Annotated in this window: 10 protein-coding genes and 4 tRNA genes; 2 read left to right on the forward strand and 12 right to left on the reverse strand. The window is 56.0% G+C overall.

All coding sequences use genetic code 11. The features are described 5' to 3' along the window. Positions 1–38 precede the first annotated feature (38 nt). Both pgl and zwf read right to left on the reverse strand, forming a co-directional pair. Positions 39–758 (reverse strand): 6-phosphogluconolactonase, encoded by a 720-nt coding sequence (gene pgl / locus ACP2AU_RS02155; protein WP_426374128.1) that lies wholly within the window; start codon positions 756–758, stop codon positions 39–41. After that, complete coding sequence (gene zwf / locus ACP2AU_RS02160) at positions 745–2,220, reverse strand: glucose-6-phosphate dehydrogenase (protein WP_426374129.1); 1,476 nt, start codon at positions 2,218–2,220, stop codon at positions 745–747. The genes pgl and zwf overlap by 14 nt, the downstream gene beginning before the upstream one ends. Positions 2,221–2,425: 205 nt before the next feature. Between zwf and ACP2AU_RS02165 the strand changes: the two genes are divergently transcribed. Then, positions 2,426–3,298, forward strand: a complete 873-nt coding sequence (locus tag ACP2AU_RS02165) for a MurR/RpiR family transcriptional regulator (RefSeq protein WP_426374130.1) — start codon at positions 2,426–2,428, stop codon at positions 3,296–3,298. 56 nt (positions 3,299–3,354) lie between these two features. On the opposite strand, the gene ACP2AU_RS02170 is transcribed toward ACP2AU_RS02165, so the two are convergent. From ACP2AU_RS02170 to ACP2AU_RS02215, 10 genes are all read right to left on the reverse strand, one after another. Then, positions 3,355–5,208 carry a SurA N-terminal domain-containing protein gene (locus ACP2AU_RS02170; protein WP_426374131.1) on the reverse strand — a complete coding sequence of 618 codons (1,854 nt, stop codon included), beginning with the start codon at positions 5,206–5,208 and terminating at the stop codon, positions 3,355–3,357. A gap of 157 nt (positions 5,209–5,365) precedes the next feature. Beyond that, the gene (locus tag ACP2AU_RS02175) at positions 5,366–5,638 is read right to left on the reverse strand and encodes an HU family DNA-binding protein (RefSeq protein WP_426374133.1); all 273 of its coding nucleotides are present in this window, start codon (positions 5,636–5,638) and stop codon (positions 5,366–5,368) included. Positions 5,639–5,876: 238 nt separating this feature from the next. Further along, positions 5,877–8,294, reverse strand: coding sequence for an endopeptidase La (gene lon, locus ACP2AU_RS02180; protein WP_426374134.1), 2,418 nt, complete (start codon positions 8,292–8,294; stop codon positions 5,877–5,879). Positions 8,295–8,466: 172 nt separating this feature from the next. Further along, the gene (gene clpX / locus ACP2AU_RS02185) at positions 8,467–9,750 is read right to left on the reverse strand and encodes an ATP-dependent Clp protease ATP-binding subunit ClpX (RefSeq protein ID WP_426374135.1); all 1,284 of its coding nucleotides are present in this window, start codon (positions 9,748–9,750) and stop codon (positions 8,467–8,469) included. A gap of 75 nt (positions 9,751–9,825) precedes the next feature. Continuing rightward, positions 9,826–10,461 (reverse strand): ATP-dependent Clp endopeptidase proteolytic subunit ClpP, encoded by a 636-nt coding sequence (gene clpP / locus ACP2AU_RS02190; protein WP_426374136.1) that lies wholly within the window; start codon positions 10,459–10,461, stop codon positions 9,826–9,828. A 162-nt stretch (positions 10,462–10,623) separates the two neighbouring features. After that, positions 10,624–11,928 carry a trigger factor gene (gene tig, locus ACP2AU_RS02195; RefSeq protein WP_426374137.1) on the reverse strand — a complete coding sequence of 435 codons (1,305 nt, stop codon included), beginning with the start codon at positions 11,926–11,928 and terminating at the stop codon, positions 10,624–10,626. A 218-nt stretch (positions 11,929–12,146) separates the two neighbouring features. Continuing rightward, positions 12,147–12,231, reverse strand: a tRNA-Leu gene (locus tag ACP2AU_RS02200). Positions 12,232–12,289: 58 nt separating this feature from the next. Next, positions 12,290–12,365: transfer RNA gene (locus ACP2AU_RS02205), tRNA-His, on the reverse strand. 87 nt (positions 12,366–12,452) lie between these two features. Beyond that, a tRNA-Arg gene (locus ACP2AU_RS02210) sits at positions 12,453–12,529 on the reverse strand. A 32-nt stretch (positions 12,530–12,561) separates the two neighbouring features. Beyond that, positions 12,562–12,638 (reverse strand) — tRNA-Pro (locus ACP2AU_RS02215). A 248-nt stretch (positions 12,639–12,886) separates the two neighbouring features. Here ACP2AU_RS02215 and folD point away from each other — a divergent pair. Then, the gene (gene folD, locus ACP2AU_RS02220; protein ID WP_426374138.1) at positions 12,887–13,747 is read left to right on the forward strand and encodes a bifunctional methylenetetrahydrofolate dehydrogenase/methenyltetrahydrofolate cyclohydrolase FolD; all 861 of its coding nucleotides are present in this window, start codon (positions 12,887–12,889) and stop codon (positions 13,745–13,747) included. Positions 13,748–13,829: the final 82 nt, after the last annotated feature.

Genomic DNA, 13,829 nt, shown 5'->3' on the forward strand with positions numbered 1-13,829 from the left:
CTCCCTCAATGGATTGGCAATAAATCACAAAACACGCGCTAGGGGCTCCAGAATATCTCGAGACCGGGCTTCAGGAATGCGCGCACAGGCATGGCGAGCTCCTCGGCGGGAAACTGACACGCCTGACGCAGTGTATTCAGCTTATCCTCTCCCTTCAGGTGCAGCGCGGTAAAATCCGCCTTCGACAGCACGGCCCGGGTCAGGGTGATTCTGCCATGGGGCTGGGACCCCGGCGTCATAGCCGCCACCAGGCTGTCATTCTGTTCATCCATGGCCATAGCCAACTCCGGTGCATCGGGAAACAGCGACGCGGTGTGACCATCGTTACCCATCCCCAACACAACCACATCGAGAGGCAGGGTAAGCTCTGAAAGCCCGCCCTGCACGGCGCCGAGTGCCTGCACAGGATTTTTCCCGGGCTGTTTGAGCCCGAAGTAACGCGCCTTCGCCGCCCTGCCAACCAGGAGACAACGCTTCACCAGCGCCGTATTGCTGGCGGGATCGTCTTCTGACACCCAGCGCTCATCAACCAGAAGAATGTCGACCCGCGACCAGTCCAGATCCTGATCGGCTAATGCCCTGAAAAAGAGTAACGGTGTGGAACCACCGGATACGGCAAGACTGGCCCTCTCTCCCGCTGCCAGCTTGCGTGCGAGCACATCCGACACCGCTAAAGCGAGAGCCTCCGCTGTCTGCTCTGCACTGTTATTGCCATGAAACTCAATCCCAGGGGGTAGATCAAGCTCATGCGTCTTCATACCAGCTCCTGCCATCGCGGGTAATCATTGCAATTGACGCCACCGGGCCCCAGGTACCCGCTGCGTATCGCTTCGGGGGCTCTCCACGGTCTTTCCAGTTACCGATAATCCGGTCGACCCAGCGCCAGGCGTATTCAACCTCATCCCGACGGACAAACAGATACTGATTACCTTTCATCACTTCCCACAACAGCCTTTCGTAGGCATCGGGAATACGATCGGCCTCAAAGGTTTCTGAAAACGTCAGCTCCAGCGGCCCCTGCCGAAGGCGCATACCCTTATCCAGCCCCTGCTCCTTGGTCAGTATTTTCAGGGCCATACCCTCATCCGGCTGCAACCGGATAATCAGCTTGTTATTCGCAAGATGCTGCTGATCCGGATCGAAAATATAGTGCGGGGCCGGCTTGAAATGGATGATGATCTGGGAGAGCTTTTCCGGCAGCCGCTTGCCTGTGCGGATGTAAAACGGCACACCAGACCAGCGCCAGTTGTCGATTTCCGCCTTCAGCGCCACAAACGTTTCTGTAGCGCTACCGCGATTCGCGCCCTCCTCCTGCAGATAGCCCGGCACCGGCTTGCCATCGCTGGTACCGGCGGTGTATTGCCCGCGCACAACGTACTGGTCCATCATATCGGGACTGATCTGTTTCAGGGCCTTCAACACCTTCACTTTTTCGTCACGGATGCTGTCTGCAGACAAATCGGCCGGTGGGTCCATCGCGATCAGGCACAGTAACTGGAGCAGATGATTCTGGATCATATCGCGAATCTGGCCAGCCTGGTCAAAGTAGCCCCAACGACCTTCGATTCCCACACTCTCTGCTACCGTGATTTCCACATGGGAGATATGATTCTGGTCCCACTGGGAGGCGAACAGATTGTTGGCAAAGCGCAGGGCGATGAGATTCTGCACCGTCTCCTTACCGAGGTAATGATCAATGCGGAACAGCTGGTTTTCCCGGTAAACCTCTCCGAGCTCGTCATTGATTACCCGGGAAGATTCAAGATCGTGCCCAATGGGTTTCTCGACCACCACCCGGGTTCGCTCGTTGCAGCAATCCGTTGCTTTAAGGTTTCGGGCGATCACGCCATACATTGAAGGCGGTGTGGCCATGTACACGATCAGCTCGTTATTTGGCTCGTCACGCCATTCACGAAGCGCGTGGTAGCCCTGCGGGTCTGAAAAATCCAGGACACAATATTCAACCCTGCCAAGAAAGGCCTCTGCAATCTCCGGATCAAAGTCACGGTCTTTCACGTGCTGCCGAAGCTGGCTGAACAAGCGTTCTCGCACTTCCCTGGTCGTTGTCTGCGAGCGGGCAAGCGCCAGAATTCGGCTACCTGCGGCCAGCAACCCTGCGCGTTCCAGGTGATAAAGCGCTGGAAATAGCTTGCGCCGCGCCAGATCGCCCAGCGCTCCAAACAGCAGAATATCGCAGCGGGTATTCGAGTGCTCTACCATCAATGGCTCCTCTGATAACAAGCTGCTGCCCCGCACCGGAAAAGCAGCCCGTAGTAATCTTAGACAAAAACATGACCAAACGCTGCCTTCAACTGCAGATACACACGTTATTTGACACTTTGACTACCCAAAGGAGCCCCGTAACACGGTATACTCCGGAGCTTCAGATGAGACGGAACCATATAGAGGCACGGAGTATCCACCCATGGGGACAAGTCACACGCACCGGGAAGACAATCTGCTGGAAGATATCCAGGCCCGGCTTGAAAAGCTCAACAAGTCTGAACGCAAAGTGGCGGAGGCCATTCTGAAAGACCCGAGCGCTGCCACCCGCTATAGCATCGCAGCTCTCGCCCGTGCCGCCAATGTCAGCGAGCCTACGGTGAACCGCTTCTGCCGGGGGTTCTCAGCCACCGGATTTCCGGACTTCAAGATCCGACTGGCCCAGAGCATTGCCACAGGCACCCCGTACGTTGGCCAGAATATCGAGCCGGACGACACGGTGTCTGAGTTCGCAGATAAAATCATGCTGAGCACCATCGCCAACCTGGACAAAGCGCGTCAGTCACTCGATCACAAGGCCCTGGCCGTTGCCATCGACCATCTCATTCAGGCGAAGCAGATCCATTTCTTCGGCATGGGCGGCTCGGCCTCCGTGGCGCTCGACGCACAACACAAGTTTTTTCGGTTCAATATTCCGGTCACGTCCTACGACGATGCACTCATGCAGCGAATGGTCGCGGCGGGCTCACAGGTTGGTGATGTCATTGTGCTAATCTCCTATACCGGGCGGACCAAAGAGAGCGTGGACATTGCCCGGGTTGCCCGTGAAAACGGAGCGACGGTGATTGGTATAACCAATCCGGAATCCCCACTCGCAGAATTCTGCACGGTGGTCGTGGGCGTCACCGCCCCCGAAGATACCGAGGTGTACATGCCCATGTCATCCCGGATCATCCACTTAACCGTTATCGACATCCTGGCAACCGGCGTAACCCTGAAACGCGGCCCGGATTTCCTGGCACACCTCAAGAGGATCAAGGAAAGCCTCAAGGCCACCCGCTTCCCGAAAGACTGATGATGCCGGAGGCATAAAAAAAGCCCCCGACCGGGGGCTTTCAGGCTATCGCTAACTCAGTTTCTCTCAACTTCAGCGGTGTTGCGCAGATGCTGCTGGTACGCAGTGTATTCCCGCTGCCCCTCAAGCTGCACCAGGAACCCCTGAAGCTGCTGGTATTCCGGGCCATCCCGGTCAACCTCTCCCTCGTCAACGCCGCTCAGTACGATCACCGCCGCCTGATTGCTGGTGACGACACGGCCAACCGTCGGGGCGTCTTCCGCCGGTCTCGGCATCGAGAACACTTCCTGAACCACGAGCGGGCTCAATCCGCCTACATTCCGCCCCTGGTCCTCAAACACTTGCCACTGGCCGGCGTCGAGTTCGTCTGTGGCGGCACCCTGTTGCAGCTGTTCAGCCAGCTCATCCACGCGAGCCGCAAGTGCATCCCGGGTTGCCTTGCTCTCCAGGATGCTCCGGATCTCCTGCTCAACTTCAGCGAGCGCCAACTGTCGAGGTTCGTGATACTCCCGGACCCGTGCCACCACTGACACATTATCACCCACATCGATCAGCTCCGTGTTGTAACCTTCCTCGAGTACATCCTCCGAGAACAACTGACGTACCAGGCCGGCGTGATCAAAGGGCGCGGCACCGCCGTCCTGGCTGACACCCTCGACCACGCGAATCTCAAGGCCAAGCTCTTCGGCAGGCCCTGACAGATCGTCGGCGGCATAGGCGGCATCGGCGAGTTGCGCCCGCACTTCTGCGAAGCGCTCTGTGGCACGGGCACTGGCGAGCTCCAGGCGCAGCTCGTCACGCAATTCATCAAACGAAGGCACATCGGAACGGCGAACCTCTTCCAGCTTGATCAGGTGCAAACCAAAACTGGTCTCAACCGGAGCCGATACGTCACCCTCGTCAAGCCCGAATAGCGCCTCCTCGAAGGCTTCATCGTAGACTCCCCGGCCGGCAAACCCGAGATCACCGCCCTCCTGGGCCGATACCGTATCAACCGAATACTCCTCTGCCAGTTCTGCAAAGGATTCACCGGCCTCCAGACGCTGCTGGATTGTCTTCAGGGTTTCCTGTGCGCCGTCACCGGCTTCCACCAGAATATGCGCGGCCCGACGCTCTTCGCGTGCGAACTCTTCGGCACGCTGCTGGTAGTAGTCACGCAGCTCTTCTTCTGAAACCTCGATTGCGCCTGCCAATGCCCCCTGGGACAAACTGATATAAGCGGCGTCCACCTGTTCCGGCTGACTGAACTGGCCTGCATTATCATGGTAGTAGTCTTCAACGTCGGCCCCGGTCACCTCCACCTGATCCTGAACACTGGCAGCGTCCAGCATAAGCACCTGGAAGTCACGAGTCTGGTTCTGGATGGCAAGCAGCTGGGCTGCATTCGCCGGCGCAACCAGACCGGTCTGGGCTATGGCTGCGCGAATCTGGTTAACGACATAATTCTTGCGCATACTCTCACGGAACTCGGCAACGCCCATCCCCACATTGCGCACGGTGGCCACGAACCGGTCACGATTAAACTGACCATCCACCTGGAACTGGGGCATCTGCGTGATCAGCGCATCTATGTCGGCATCAGTCAGTTCCAGCCCCTGACTCTCAGCATCCTGGGTCAGTACAGCTTCCCGGATCAACGCATCAAGCACGTCCTGACGAATCTGATCTTCGTTCAGCAACGACGGATCAGGGCTCTCCATCTGCATCAGGCGCTGCTGGCTTTCCATCTGGACGGTACGCAGAAACTCCCGCTCAGTGATGTCCTGTCCATTGACTGTGGCCACTTCAGGCTCACCGGTGAAGCCACCAATAATGGCATCCATCCCCCAAATCGAGAGGGAAATAATGAGAAGGCCAACGATAACCTTGGCAATCGTACTCTGGGCGTTGTCCCGAATATCTTGAAGCATGTTGTTCCCGAATCCCTGTTCAAGGTTCTGCTGTTGGTAATGGTGAGGCGAGAGCTGGCTTGCGTTACCTTAACACGCAAAAAGGCGCACCCTTACCGGAATGCGCCTTGAATTCTAGTGACAGCCCCGGAAACCGGGACTGTCAAAGAAAGAGCCTTTACTTAACGGCGTCTTTCAGGGCCTTACCTGCCTTGAATCCAGGCACTTTGGAGGCCGGAATCTTGATTTCTGCGCCAGTCTGCGGGTTGCGACCGGTACGGGCAGCACGCTCTTTTACAGAAAAGGTGCCAAAGCCGATCAGGGTAACCTGGTCGTCTTTCTGCAGAGCACCGGTGATGGAGTTGGTCATGGCGTCGAGCGCACGGCCAGCTGCGGCTTTCGAGATGTCTGCGGACTCGGCAATTGCATCGATCAATTCGGACTTGTTCACACTAAACCCCTTCGATTTCAGGTTGAAGATGTTATAGGTCGGTTTATTTTCTCGCGGAGGTTCTCGACTATCGCATAAGCGATTGGAGAATTCCATTCTTCAGTTTTTTTATTCCTTGCGGCGTTAAACCGATGTTTGGAATAGGCACTTACTGCGCGGGAGCCCTTGGTATTGGCTGCTTCACGGCGAAACAGTTATACCAACGGGCTCTCAGGCGTGTCAACAACTCATCCGGTGTTTAATGTGTATTTATGCGCTCTGCAGCATCGCCGGAATCGTCATTTGTGGTCGCTTTTCCGGCTTCCTCGCCTGTATTTTCAGTGCGCGGCTCCGGCTGATAGGCCAGCGCGATATCCAGCACTTCGTCAATCCACTTCACCGGGCGAATCTCGAGAGACTCCTTGATGTTTTCGGGTATCTCTTTGAGATCCCTGACATTTTCGTCCGGAATAATAACCGTTTTTATGCCGCCCCGGTGGGCCGCCAGGAGCTTTTCTTTCAAACCACCGATGGCCAGAACCCGGCCGCGCAGGGTGATCTCGCCAGTCATCGCCACATCGGCACGAACCGGTATACGGGTCAATGCAGAAACCAGCGCTGTGCACATACCGGTACCCGCACTGGGCCCATCTTTCGGGGTCGCGCCCTCGGGCACATGGATGTGAAGATCATGTTTTTCATGAAAATCATCACTCACACCCAGGCCGGCAGCCCGGCTTCGGACCACCGTCAGCGCCGTCTGAATTGACTCCTGCATGACATCGCCAAGGGAACCGGTTTTCACCACACGCCCCTTGCCGGGGGTCAGCGCGCACTCAATGGTCAGCAATTCACCACCCACCTGGGTCCAGGCCAGCCCGGTCACCTGACCGATCTGATTAGTCTCTTCCGCCAGCCCGTAATTGAACTTCTTGACCCCGGAATAGTCCTCCAGCAAGTCAGGCGTCAGAGTAATAGAGGCCTTGGCACTGCTCTCCACGTGTTCGCGGACCACCTTGCGGCAGATTTTCGCAATCTCACGCTCCAGCCCCCGCACACCAGCCTCCCGGGTGTAATAGCGGATCAAGTCACGAAGCGTGTCCTCCGGCAACTTCAGCTCGTCTTTGCGCAGGCCGTTAGCCTTGAGCTGCTTGGGGAGAAGATAACGCAAGGCGATATTCACCTTCTCGTCTTCGGTATACCCAGGGATGCGGATAATCTCCATCCGGTCCAGCAGCGCCGGGGGGATATCCATGGAGTTGGATGTGCAAACGAACATCACATCCGACAAATCGTAATCGACCTCCAGGTAATGGTCGTTGAAGGTGTGGTTCTGCTCCGGGTCAAGAACCTCGAGCAGCGCCGACGCGGGATCACCCCGGTGATCCATGCCCATCTTGTCGATTTCATCGAACAGGAACAGCGGATTTTTCACGCTCACCTTGGAGAGCTTCTGCAACAACTTCCCGGGCAACGCGCCAATATAGGTCTTGCGATGCCCCCGGATCTCGGCTTCATCACGCACACCACCCAGCGCCATCCGGGTGTATTTCCGATTCGTTGCCCTGGCAATAGACTGACCAAGAGACGTCTTACCCACGCCAGGAGGCCCCACCAGGCACAGTACCGGCCCCTTGACCTTCTTCACCCGGCTCTGGACAGCCAGGTACTCCAGAATCCGTTTCTTGACCTCATCCAGGCCGTAATGGTCGCGATCCAGAATGTCCCGGGCTTTCTCCAGATCGTGACGAACGCGACTGCGCTTTTTCCAGGGTATTGCCAGCATCCAGTCAATATACCCGCGCACTACGGTCGCCTCGGCCGACATCGGCGACATCATCTTGAGCTTGTTAAGCTCGGTTTCCGTCTTTTTGCGGGCCTCTTCCGGCAGTCCGGCTTCTTCGAGCTTCTGTTCAAGCTCCTCGAAGTCGTTGTTACCTTCACCCAGCTGCCCCATTTCCTTCTGGATAGCCTTCATCTGTTCGTTCAGGTAGTACTCGCGCTGGCTGCGTTCCATTTGCTTTTTCACGCGGCCCCGAATGCGCTTTTCCACTTCAATCAGGTCGATTTCGCCGTCGAGTTTGCCAAGCAACAAATCGACGCGGGTACGAACCTCCAGCGCTTCCAGTAACTCCTGCTTTTCGGGAATCCGCATTTCCAGGTGCGCGGCCATGGTGTCAGCCAGTCGCTCCAGCTCAGTGATTCCGGTCAGGGCATTGGAAACTTCCGATGGCACCTTTTTAGATAGCTTGACGTACTTCTCAAACTCATCCATCAGAGTCTTGCTCAGAACTTCGCTCTCACGCTCGGGCAAGACTTCCTCGTCCAGCAGCATCGCCTGGCCGGAGAGATAGTCCCCTTCTTCAATGCCCGAGATGGCAGCCCTCGCATTGCCTTCGACCAGCACCTTGACCGTGCCATCCGGGAGACGAAGCATCTGCAATACCGTGGCCAGGGTGCCCATAGAGAACACATCTTTGGGGCCAGGCTCATCGGTGGCAGCATCTTTCTGGGCCACCAGCAGGATTTCCTTACTGCCCTCCATTGCCGCTTCAAGCGCCTGAATGGATTTTTCGCGGCCCACAAACAACGGGACCACCATGTGCGGAAACACCACCACGTCTCTCAGGGGAAGCAGCGGGTATTCTTGCACAGTTTCTTCAGGTATACGGGTCATGGGGAATCCTCTGACAGTATTTCTTTCAGCATATCACCCAACATTGGGGCGCTGGCAAAAATTGCAATATTCTACGACAGGAAATATCAGGGAGAGCAAACCGGGCAAAGCGCGATAAAAAAGGGGCGTTAAACGCCCCTTTTTTATCCGGATCTGAACGTGCCAGAACCTGTCAGTCCTCTGGCACCGCCTTGGCGTGGTCGCTGCTGGCGTAGATCTTGAAAGGCTCGGAATCACCTTTAATAACGCTTTCGTCAATCACCACCTTGGAAACGTCGTGCTCAGACGGAATCTGATACATCGTGTCCAGCAGTGTGGCCTCCATAATGGAGCGAAGCCCCCGGGCACCGGTCTTCCGATCCATGGCTTTGCGAGCAACCGCCCGCAGTGCATCTTCCCGGAAATCCAGTTCCACGCCTTCCATGTCAAACAGCTTCTGGTACTGCTTGGTCAGAGCATTCTTCGGCTCTGTCAGGATCTGAACCAGCGCATCTTCGTCGAGCTCGGTCAGCGTTGCCACCACCGGCAAGCGGCCAACAAACTCGGGGATCAGGCCAAATTTGACCAGATCTTCGGTCTCCACATCGCGAATAATGTCGCCGGTGCTTTTGCTGTCATCCTGGCTTTTAACCGTCGCCGAAAAGCCGATAGATGATCGCTCAGAACGCTCCTGAATCACCTTGTCGAGCCCTGCGAACGCGCCACCACAGATAAACAGGATATTGCCGGTATCTACCTGCAGAAATTCCTGCTGGGGATGTTTCCGGCCACCCTGCGGCGGAACCGATGCGACGGTGCCTTCGATCAGCTTGAGCAGCGCTTGCTGCACGCCCTCACCGGAAACGTCACGGGTAATGGACGGGTTGTCCGATTTGCGGGAGATTTTGTCGATCTCATCAATATAGACGATACCGCGCTGCGCCTTGTCAACGTCGTAGTCACACTTCTGCAACAACTTCTGGATGATGTTCTCGACATCTTCCCCGACATACCCGGCTTCCGTCAGCGTGGTGGCATCGGCAATGGTAAATGGAACATTGAGCATCCGTGCCATCGTCTCGGCCAGCAGGGTTTTACCGCTACCGGTCGGGCCGATCAGCAAAATGTTACTTTTGCCCAGCTCAACGTCACTTTTACCCTCGCCGTAGCGAAGCCGCTTGTAGTGGTTATACACCGCTACAGAAAGGACGATCTTGGCACGATCCTGGCCAATGACGTATTCGTTCAGGTTCTCTCGAATCTCCGCCGGGGCAGGCAAACGATCACTCGCCTCCTCCGGAGCATTCTCCTGAATTTCCTCACGGATAATGTCATTGCACAAGTCGACGCACTCGTCGCAGATGAACACCGAGGGCCCTGCAATGAGCTTACGGACTTCATGCTGGCTCTTTCCGCAAAACGAGCAGTAAAGCAACTTGCCGTTATCGTCGCCTCTGCCGTTTCTTTCATCTGCCATTGAAATACCTCTGTTCTTCGTTGGCCTGCGTCGCGTTGTGTACGCAGGCCGGTAGTGATGCGATGACTTTCAGTATTATTTATTCGATACGCGCTTATCAAGTATTGTATCGATGAGTCCGTACTCTTTCGCCTGTGCGGGATCCATAAAATTGTCCCGGTCGGTATCACGTGCAATCGTCTCAAGATCCTGGCCTGTGTGCTCTGCCAGCAGGTCGTTGAGAGTATGCCGGATTTTCAGGATCTCGCGGGTATGGATCTCGATATCCGATGCCTGCCCCTGATAGCCGCCCAGAGGCTGGTGGATCATTACCCGCGAATGCGGCAGGCAAGCACGCTTACCCTTGGCACCGCCAGAGAGCAGGAAGGCCCCCATGCTGGCAGCCTGACCAATACACAAAGTGGCTACATCCGGCTTGATAAACTGCATGGTATCGTAAATAGACATTCCGGCAGAGACTGACCCACCCGGGCTGTTGATATACAGGTGAATATCCTTATCCGGATTTTCGGACTCCAGGAACAGCAACTGGGCAACCACCAGATTTGCCATATGATCTTCAACCGGTCCAACCAGAAAGATCACCCGCTCCTTGAGCAAACGAGAATAGATATCGAACGAACGCTCGCCTCGCGCCGTCTGTTCGATAACAATCGGTACCAGGCCAGAACTGGTTACCATGGTGGGGCCATCAAACGGTTTCTGCGTCATGTGCGCCTGAACTCCTTTTGGACATTGGTATGGTCTTCTGCTTGGCGACGGGCCCGCAGTATGCCGGATCCCATGTACTTTGCCAGCAGATGGCCCAGATGAAAACAGCCGGACACACCGGCTGCTTCCAGGGCACGGCACCGGGGCAAAGCCCCACAGAGATCAGCGCTGCGGCTGACCTGCCTGTACCGCTTCCTCATACTTCATCTTTTTCTCTTTAACCTGGGCTTCGCCGAGAACAAAATCAACCACGGCATCTTCGAGGACAGACGATTCGATCTGTGCCTTCTGATCCGGATTGCTGCTGAAGTGCGCAATCACTTCATCCGGCTGTTCATACGTAGAAGCGATCTCCTGGATCTTTTCTTCCACTTTCGCATCGTCTGCTTTCAGATCGTTCTTCTTGACAACTTCCTGGAACAGCAGGCCGGTCTTCACGCGACGCTGCGCCTGTTCCTCGAAGATTTCCTTCGGCAGTTGCTGGAAATCGACCTGACCACCAAAGCGCTGAACCGCGTCCTGGCGCAGACGGTCAATTTCCTGGTCAACCAGAGCAGTGGGCACTTCCAGCTCTGTGGTTTCCAGCAGACCGTCGACAACGTCATTCTTGACCTTGTTGGACACCGCCTGCTTGAGCTCTCGCTCCATGTTCTTTTTCACTTCCTCGCGGAAAGTGGCTTCGTCTTCAGCCTCAATGCCAAAGCGCTGGAAGAACTCCTGGTCCAGCTCGGGCAGCTGAGGTTCTTCAACCTTATGGATCTTGATTTCGAACTTGGCTGGCTTACCTGCCAGATCTTCGTTGTGGTAATCCTCAGGGAATTCCACTTCGATCTCCAGGTCTTCACCGGCCTTGCCGCCAACGATGCCTTTTTCGAAGCCCGGAATCATCTGGCCAGAGCCCAGAGTCAGCCGATGGCCTTCGGCAGAACCGCCTTCGAATTCTTCACCCTCAATGGAACCCTTGAAATCAATAGTGACAATGTCCTTGTTCTTGGACTTGCGCTTGACTTCTTTCATAGTGGCCTGCTGACGACGCAGATTATCGATCATGTTGTCGATATCCTTGTCAGTCACATCCGACGCCGGCTTTTCAACACTGATTTTGCTCAGGTCACCCAGTTCGATTTCAGGAAGAACCTCAAAAATGGCAACGAATTCAAGATCCTTGCCTTCTTCCATCGTCTTCGGCTCGAACTTCGGCCAGCCCGCTGGATTGATATCCTGCTCCTGCAAGGCCTTGATGTAGTTGTCGCGCATCACCTCGCCGACCACTTCCTGCCGAACGCTGGCACCGAAACGACGCTTGACCACGCTCATGGGAACTTTGCCAGGGCGGAAACCGTTCAGGCGCACGGTGCGAGCAGTTTCCTGCAGGCGTTTCTGAACCGCCTGGTCGATTTCCTGGGCGGGCACACCAATCGTCATTTGACGCTCGATGTTGGAGGTCGTTTCAACAGACACTTGCATGGAAGTTCCTCAAATTACAGATTCTGTAGGTGAATGAAATTAAAACCAAAATCCCCGCAGGAGAAACCCACCCTACAGGGGCGCAAAATTAAAAGCCGGTAGTTTATCACGGTTTACCCCGCCGAGAGAATCACCCGACCGCCCGCAATACGGGTTTGAGACACGCATAACAGCGAAGCAGATGAACTTTATGGGGATAAAACGAAAAAAAGAAAGGGTGGTGCGAGAGGAGAGACTTGAACTCTCACGGGTTGCCCCGCTGGAACCTAAATCCAGTGCGTCTACCAATTCCGCCACTCTCGCATATCCGGAGCTGTACCAACTATTGAACAGGGAGCTCGGAGAAAAACAAGGGGAAAAATGGGGTGGACGAAGGGGTTCGAACCCTCGACCGCAGGAGTCACAATCCTGAGCTCTACCAACTGAGCTACGTCCACCACAATCGGGAAGCACATTGAGAGGCGCTTCCTACTTCGGTAACTTTGCTGGTCCGGCGAGTCCGGTGCCTCTTGGCTGACCCAAGATGGCGCGCCCGGCAGGACTCGAACCTGCGACCATCCGCTTAGAAGGCGGATGCTCTATCCAGCTGAGCTACGGGCGCTTGACCGTTCGCCCACCTGAATATCCAGAAAATGGTCGGGGTAGAGAGATTCGAACTCCCGACATCCTGCTCCCAAAGCAGGCGCGCTACCAGACTGCGCTATACCCCGTTAAAACTGAACAACAAGTGCCTCAGCAAAGTTGGCGCGCATATTACCGGCGCCGACGGTATCCGTCAACATGAATTCTGAAATTCCTCAAAAAGAATGCTGGTGGACTGCATTTTTCCGAATGGTGTGACCCTGTTAAACGGGAGAAGTTCCCGGCCTGACCAGCGCCATTACATTGGCCTTACCTTTGAAGCATGAGACAATGCCAGGCCTTCAACTCTTCATGCCCAAACCGACAAGACGGAAACATGAGCGCTAAACTGATAAGCGGAAAAGACATTGCAGCCCGGGTCCGGCAAGAGGTGGCCGCCGGGGTCGAAACCAGAAAACAGATGGGTCTGCGAGCCCCCGGGTTGGCCGTGGTACTCGTTGGCAACGATGCGGCATCACAGGTTTACGTTGGCAACAAGCGCAAGGCCTGCGAACAGGCCGGCATCCTGTCACTATCCTACGACCTGCCGGCAGACACCTCTCAGGCCGCCCTGGAGGCTCTGATCGACGAGCTGAATGAAAACCCTTCCGTCGACGGCATCCTTGTGCAGCTGCCCCTGCCCGCCCACCTGGACGCAGACCCTATTCTGGTGAAAATCAGGCCCGACAAAGATGTCGACGGCTTCCACCCATACAACACCGGTCGCCTGATGCAGCGCAAACCTACGCTGCGCCCCTGTACGCCCGCAGGCATCATCACCCTGCTGGACTCCATCGACACACCCTACAAAGGCCAGCACGCCGTTATCGTCGGCGCGTCCAATATTGTCGGCCGCCCCATGAGCATGGAATTGCTCCTGAAAGGTGCAACCACCACCGTGTGCCACCGGTTCACCGACAATCTCGAAAAGTTCGTGGGCGAGGCCGACATTCTGGTGGCCGCTGTGGGCAAACCCGGGATTATCAAGGGCGAATGGGTGAAACCAGGGGCCACCGTCATTGATGTAGGCATCAACCGCATGGACGACGGCAAGCTGCGCGGCGATGTTGATTTCGAAGCGGCGGCAGAACGGGCTGCGTACATTACACCGGTTCCCGGCGGTGTTGGCCCGATGACTATCGCGACACTGCTGGAAAACACCCTGTATGCTGCCGACGTCCTCCACAAGGAAGACTGATCGCAACTTGCAAGCCGGCACCTCACGCCGGCGTTAAGGCAATAAAAAACCCCGCCGGAGCGGGGTTTTTTATTGGCCGGGC

This window comes from Marinobacter sp. VGCF2001, assembly GCF_049943275.1.
In the GTDB taxonomy this organism is placed as follows: domain Bacteria; phylum Pseudomonadota; class Gammaproteobacteria; order Pseudomonadales; family Oleiphilaceae; genus Marinobacter.

What these genes read in the sequence shown, in the direction of transcription:
- pgl (WP_426374128.1), bottom strand. Translation starts at nt 758, where the DNA reads ATGAAGACGCATGAGCTTGATCTACCCCCTGGGATTGAGTTTCATGGC.
- tig (WP_426374137.1), bottom strand. Translation starts at nt 11,928, where the DNA reads ATGCAAGTGTCTGTTGAAACGACCTCCAACATCGAGCGTCAAATGACG.
- ACP2AU_RS02165 (WP_426374130.1), top strand. Translation starts at nt 2,426, where the DNA reads ATGGGGACAAGTCACACGCACCGGGAAGACAATCTGCTGGAAGATATC.
- folD (WP_426374138.1), top strand. Translation starts at nt 12,887, where the DNA reads ATGAGCGCTAAACTGATAAGCGGAAAAGACATTGCAGCCCGGGTCCGG.
- zwf (WP_426374129.1), bottom strand. Translation starts at nt 2,220, where the DNA reads ATGGTAGAGCACTCGAATACCCGCTGCGATATTCTGCTGTTTGGAGCG.
- clpP (WP_426374136.1), bottom strand. Translation starts at nt 10,461, where the DNA reads ATGACGCAGAAACCGTTTGATGGCCCCACCATGGTAACCAGTTCTGGC.
- clpX (WP_426374135.1), bottom strand. Translation starts at nt 9,750, where the DNA reads ATGGCAGATGAAAGAAACGGCAGAGGCGACGATAACGGCAAGTTGCTT.
- ACP2AU_RS02170 (WP_426374131.1), bottom strand. Translation starts at nt 5,208, where the DNA reads ATGCTTCAAGATATTCGGGACAACGCCCAGAGTACGATTGCCAAGGTT.
- lon (WP_426374134.1), bottom strand. Translation starts at nt 8,294, where the DNA reads ATGACCCGTATACCTGAAGAAACTGTGCAAGAATACCCGCTGCTTCCC.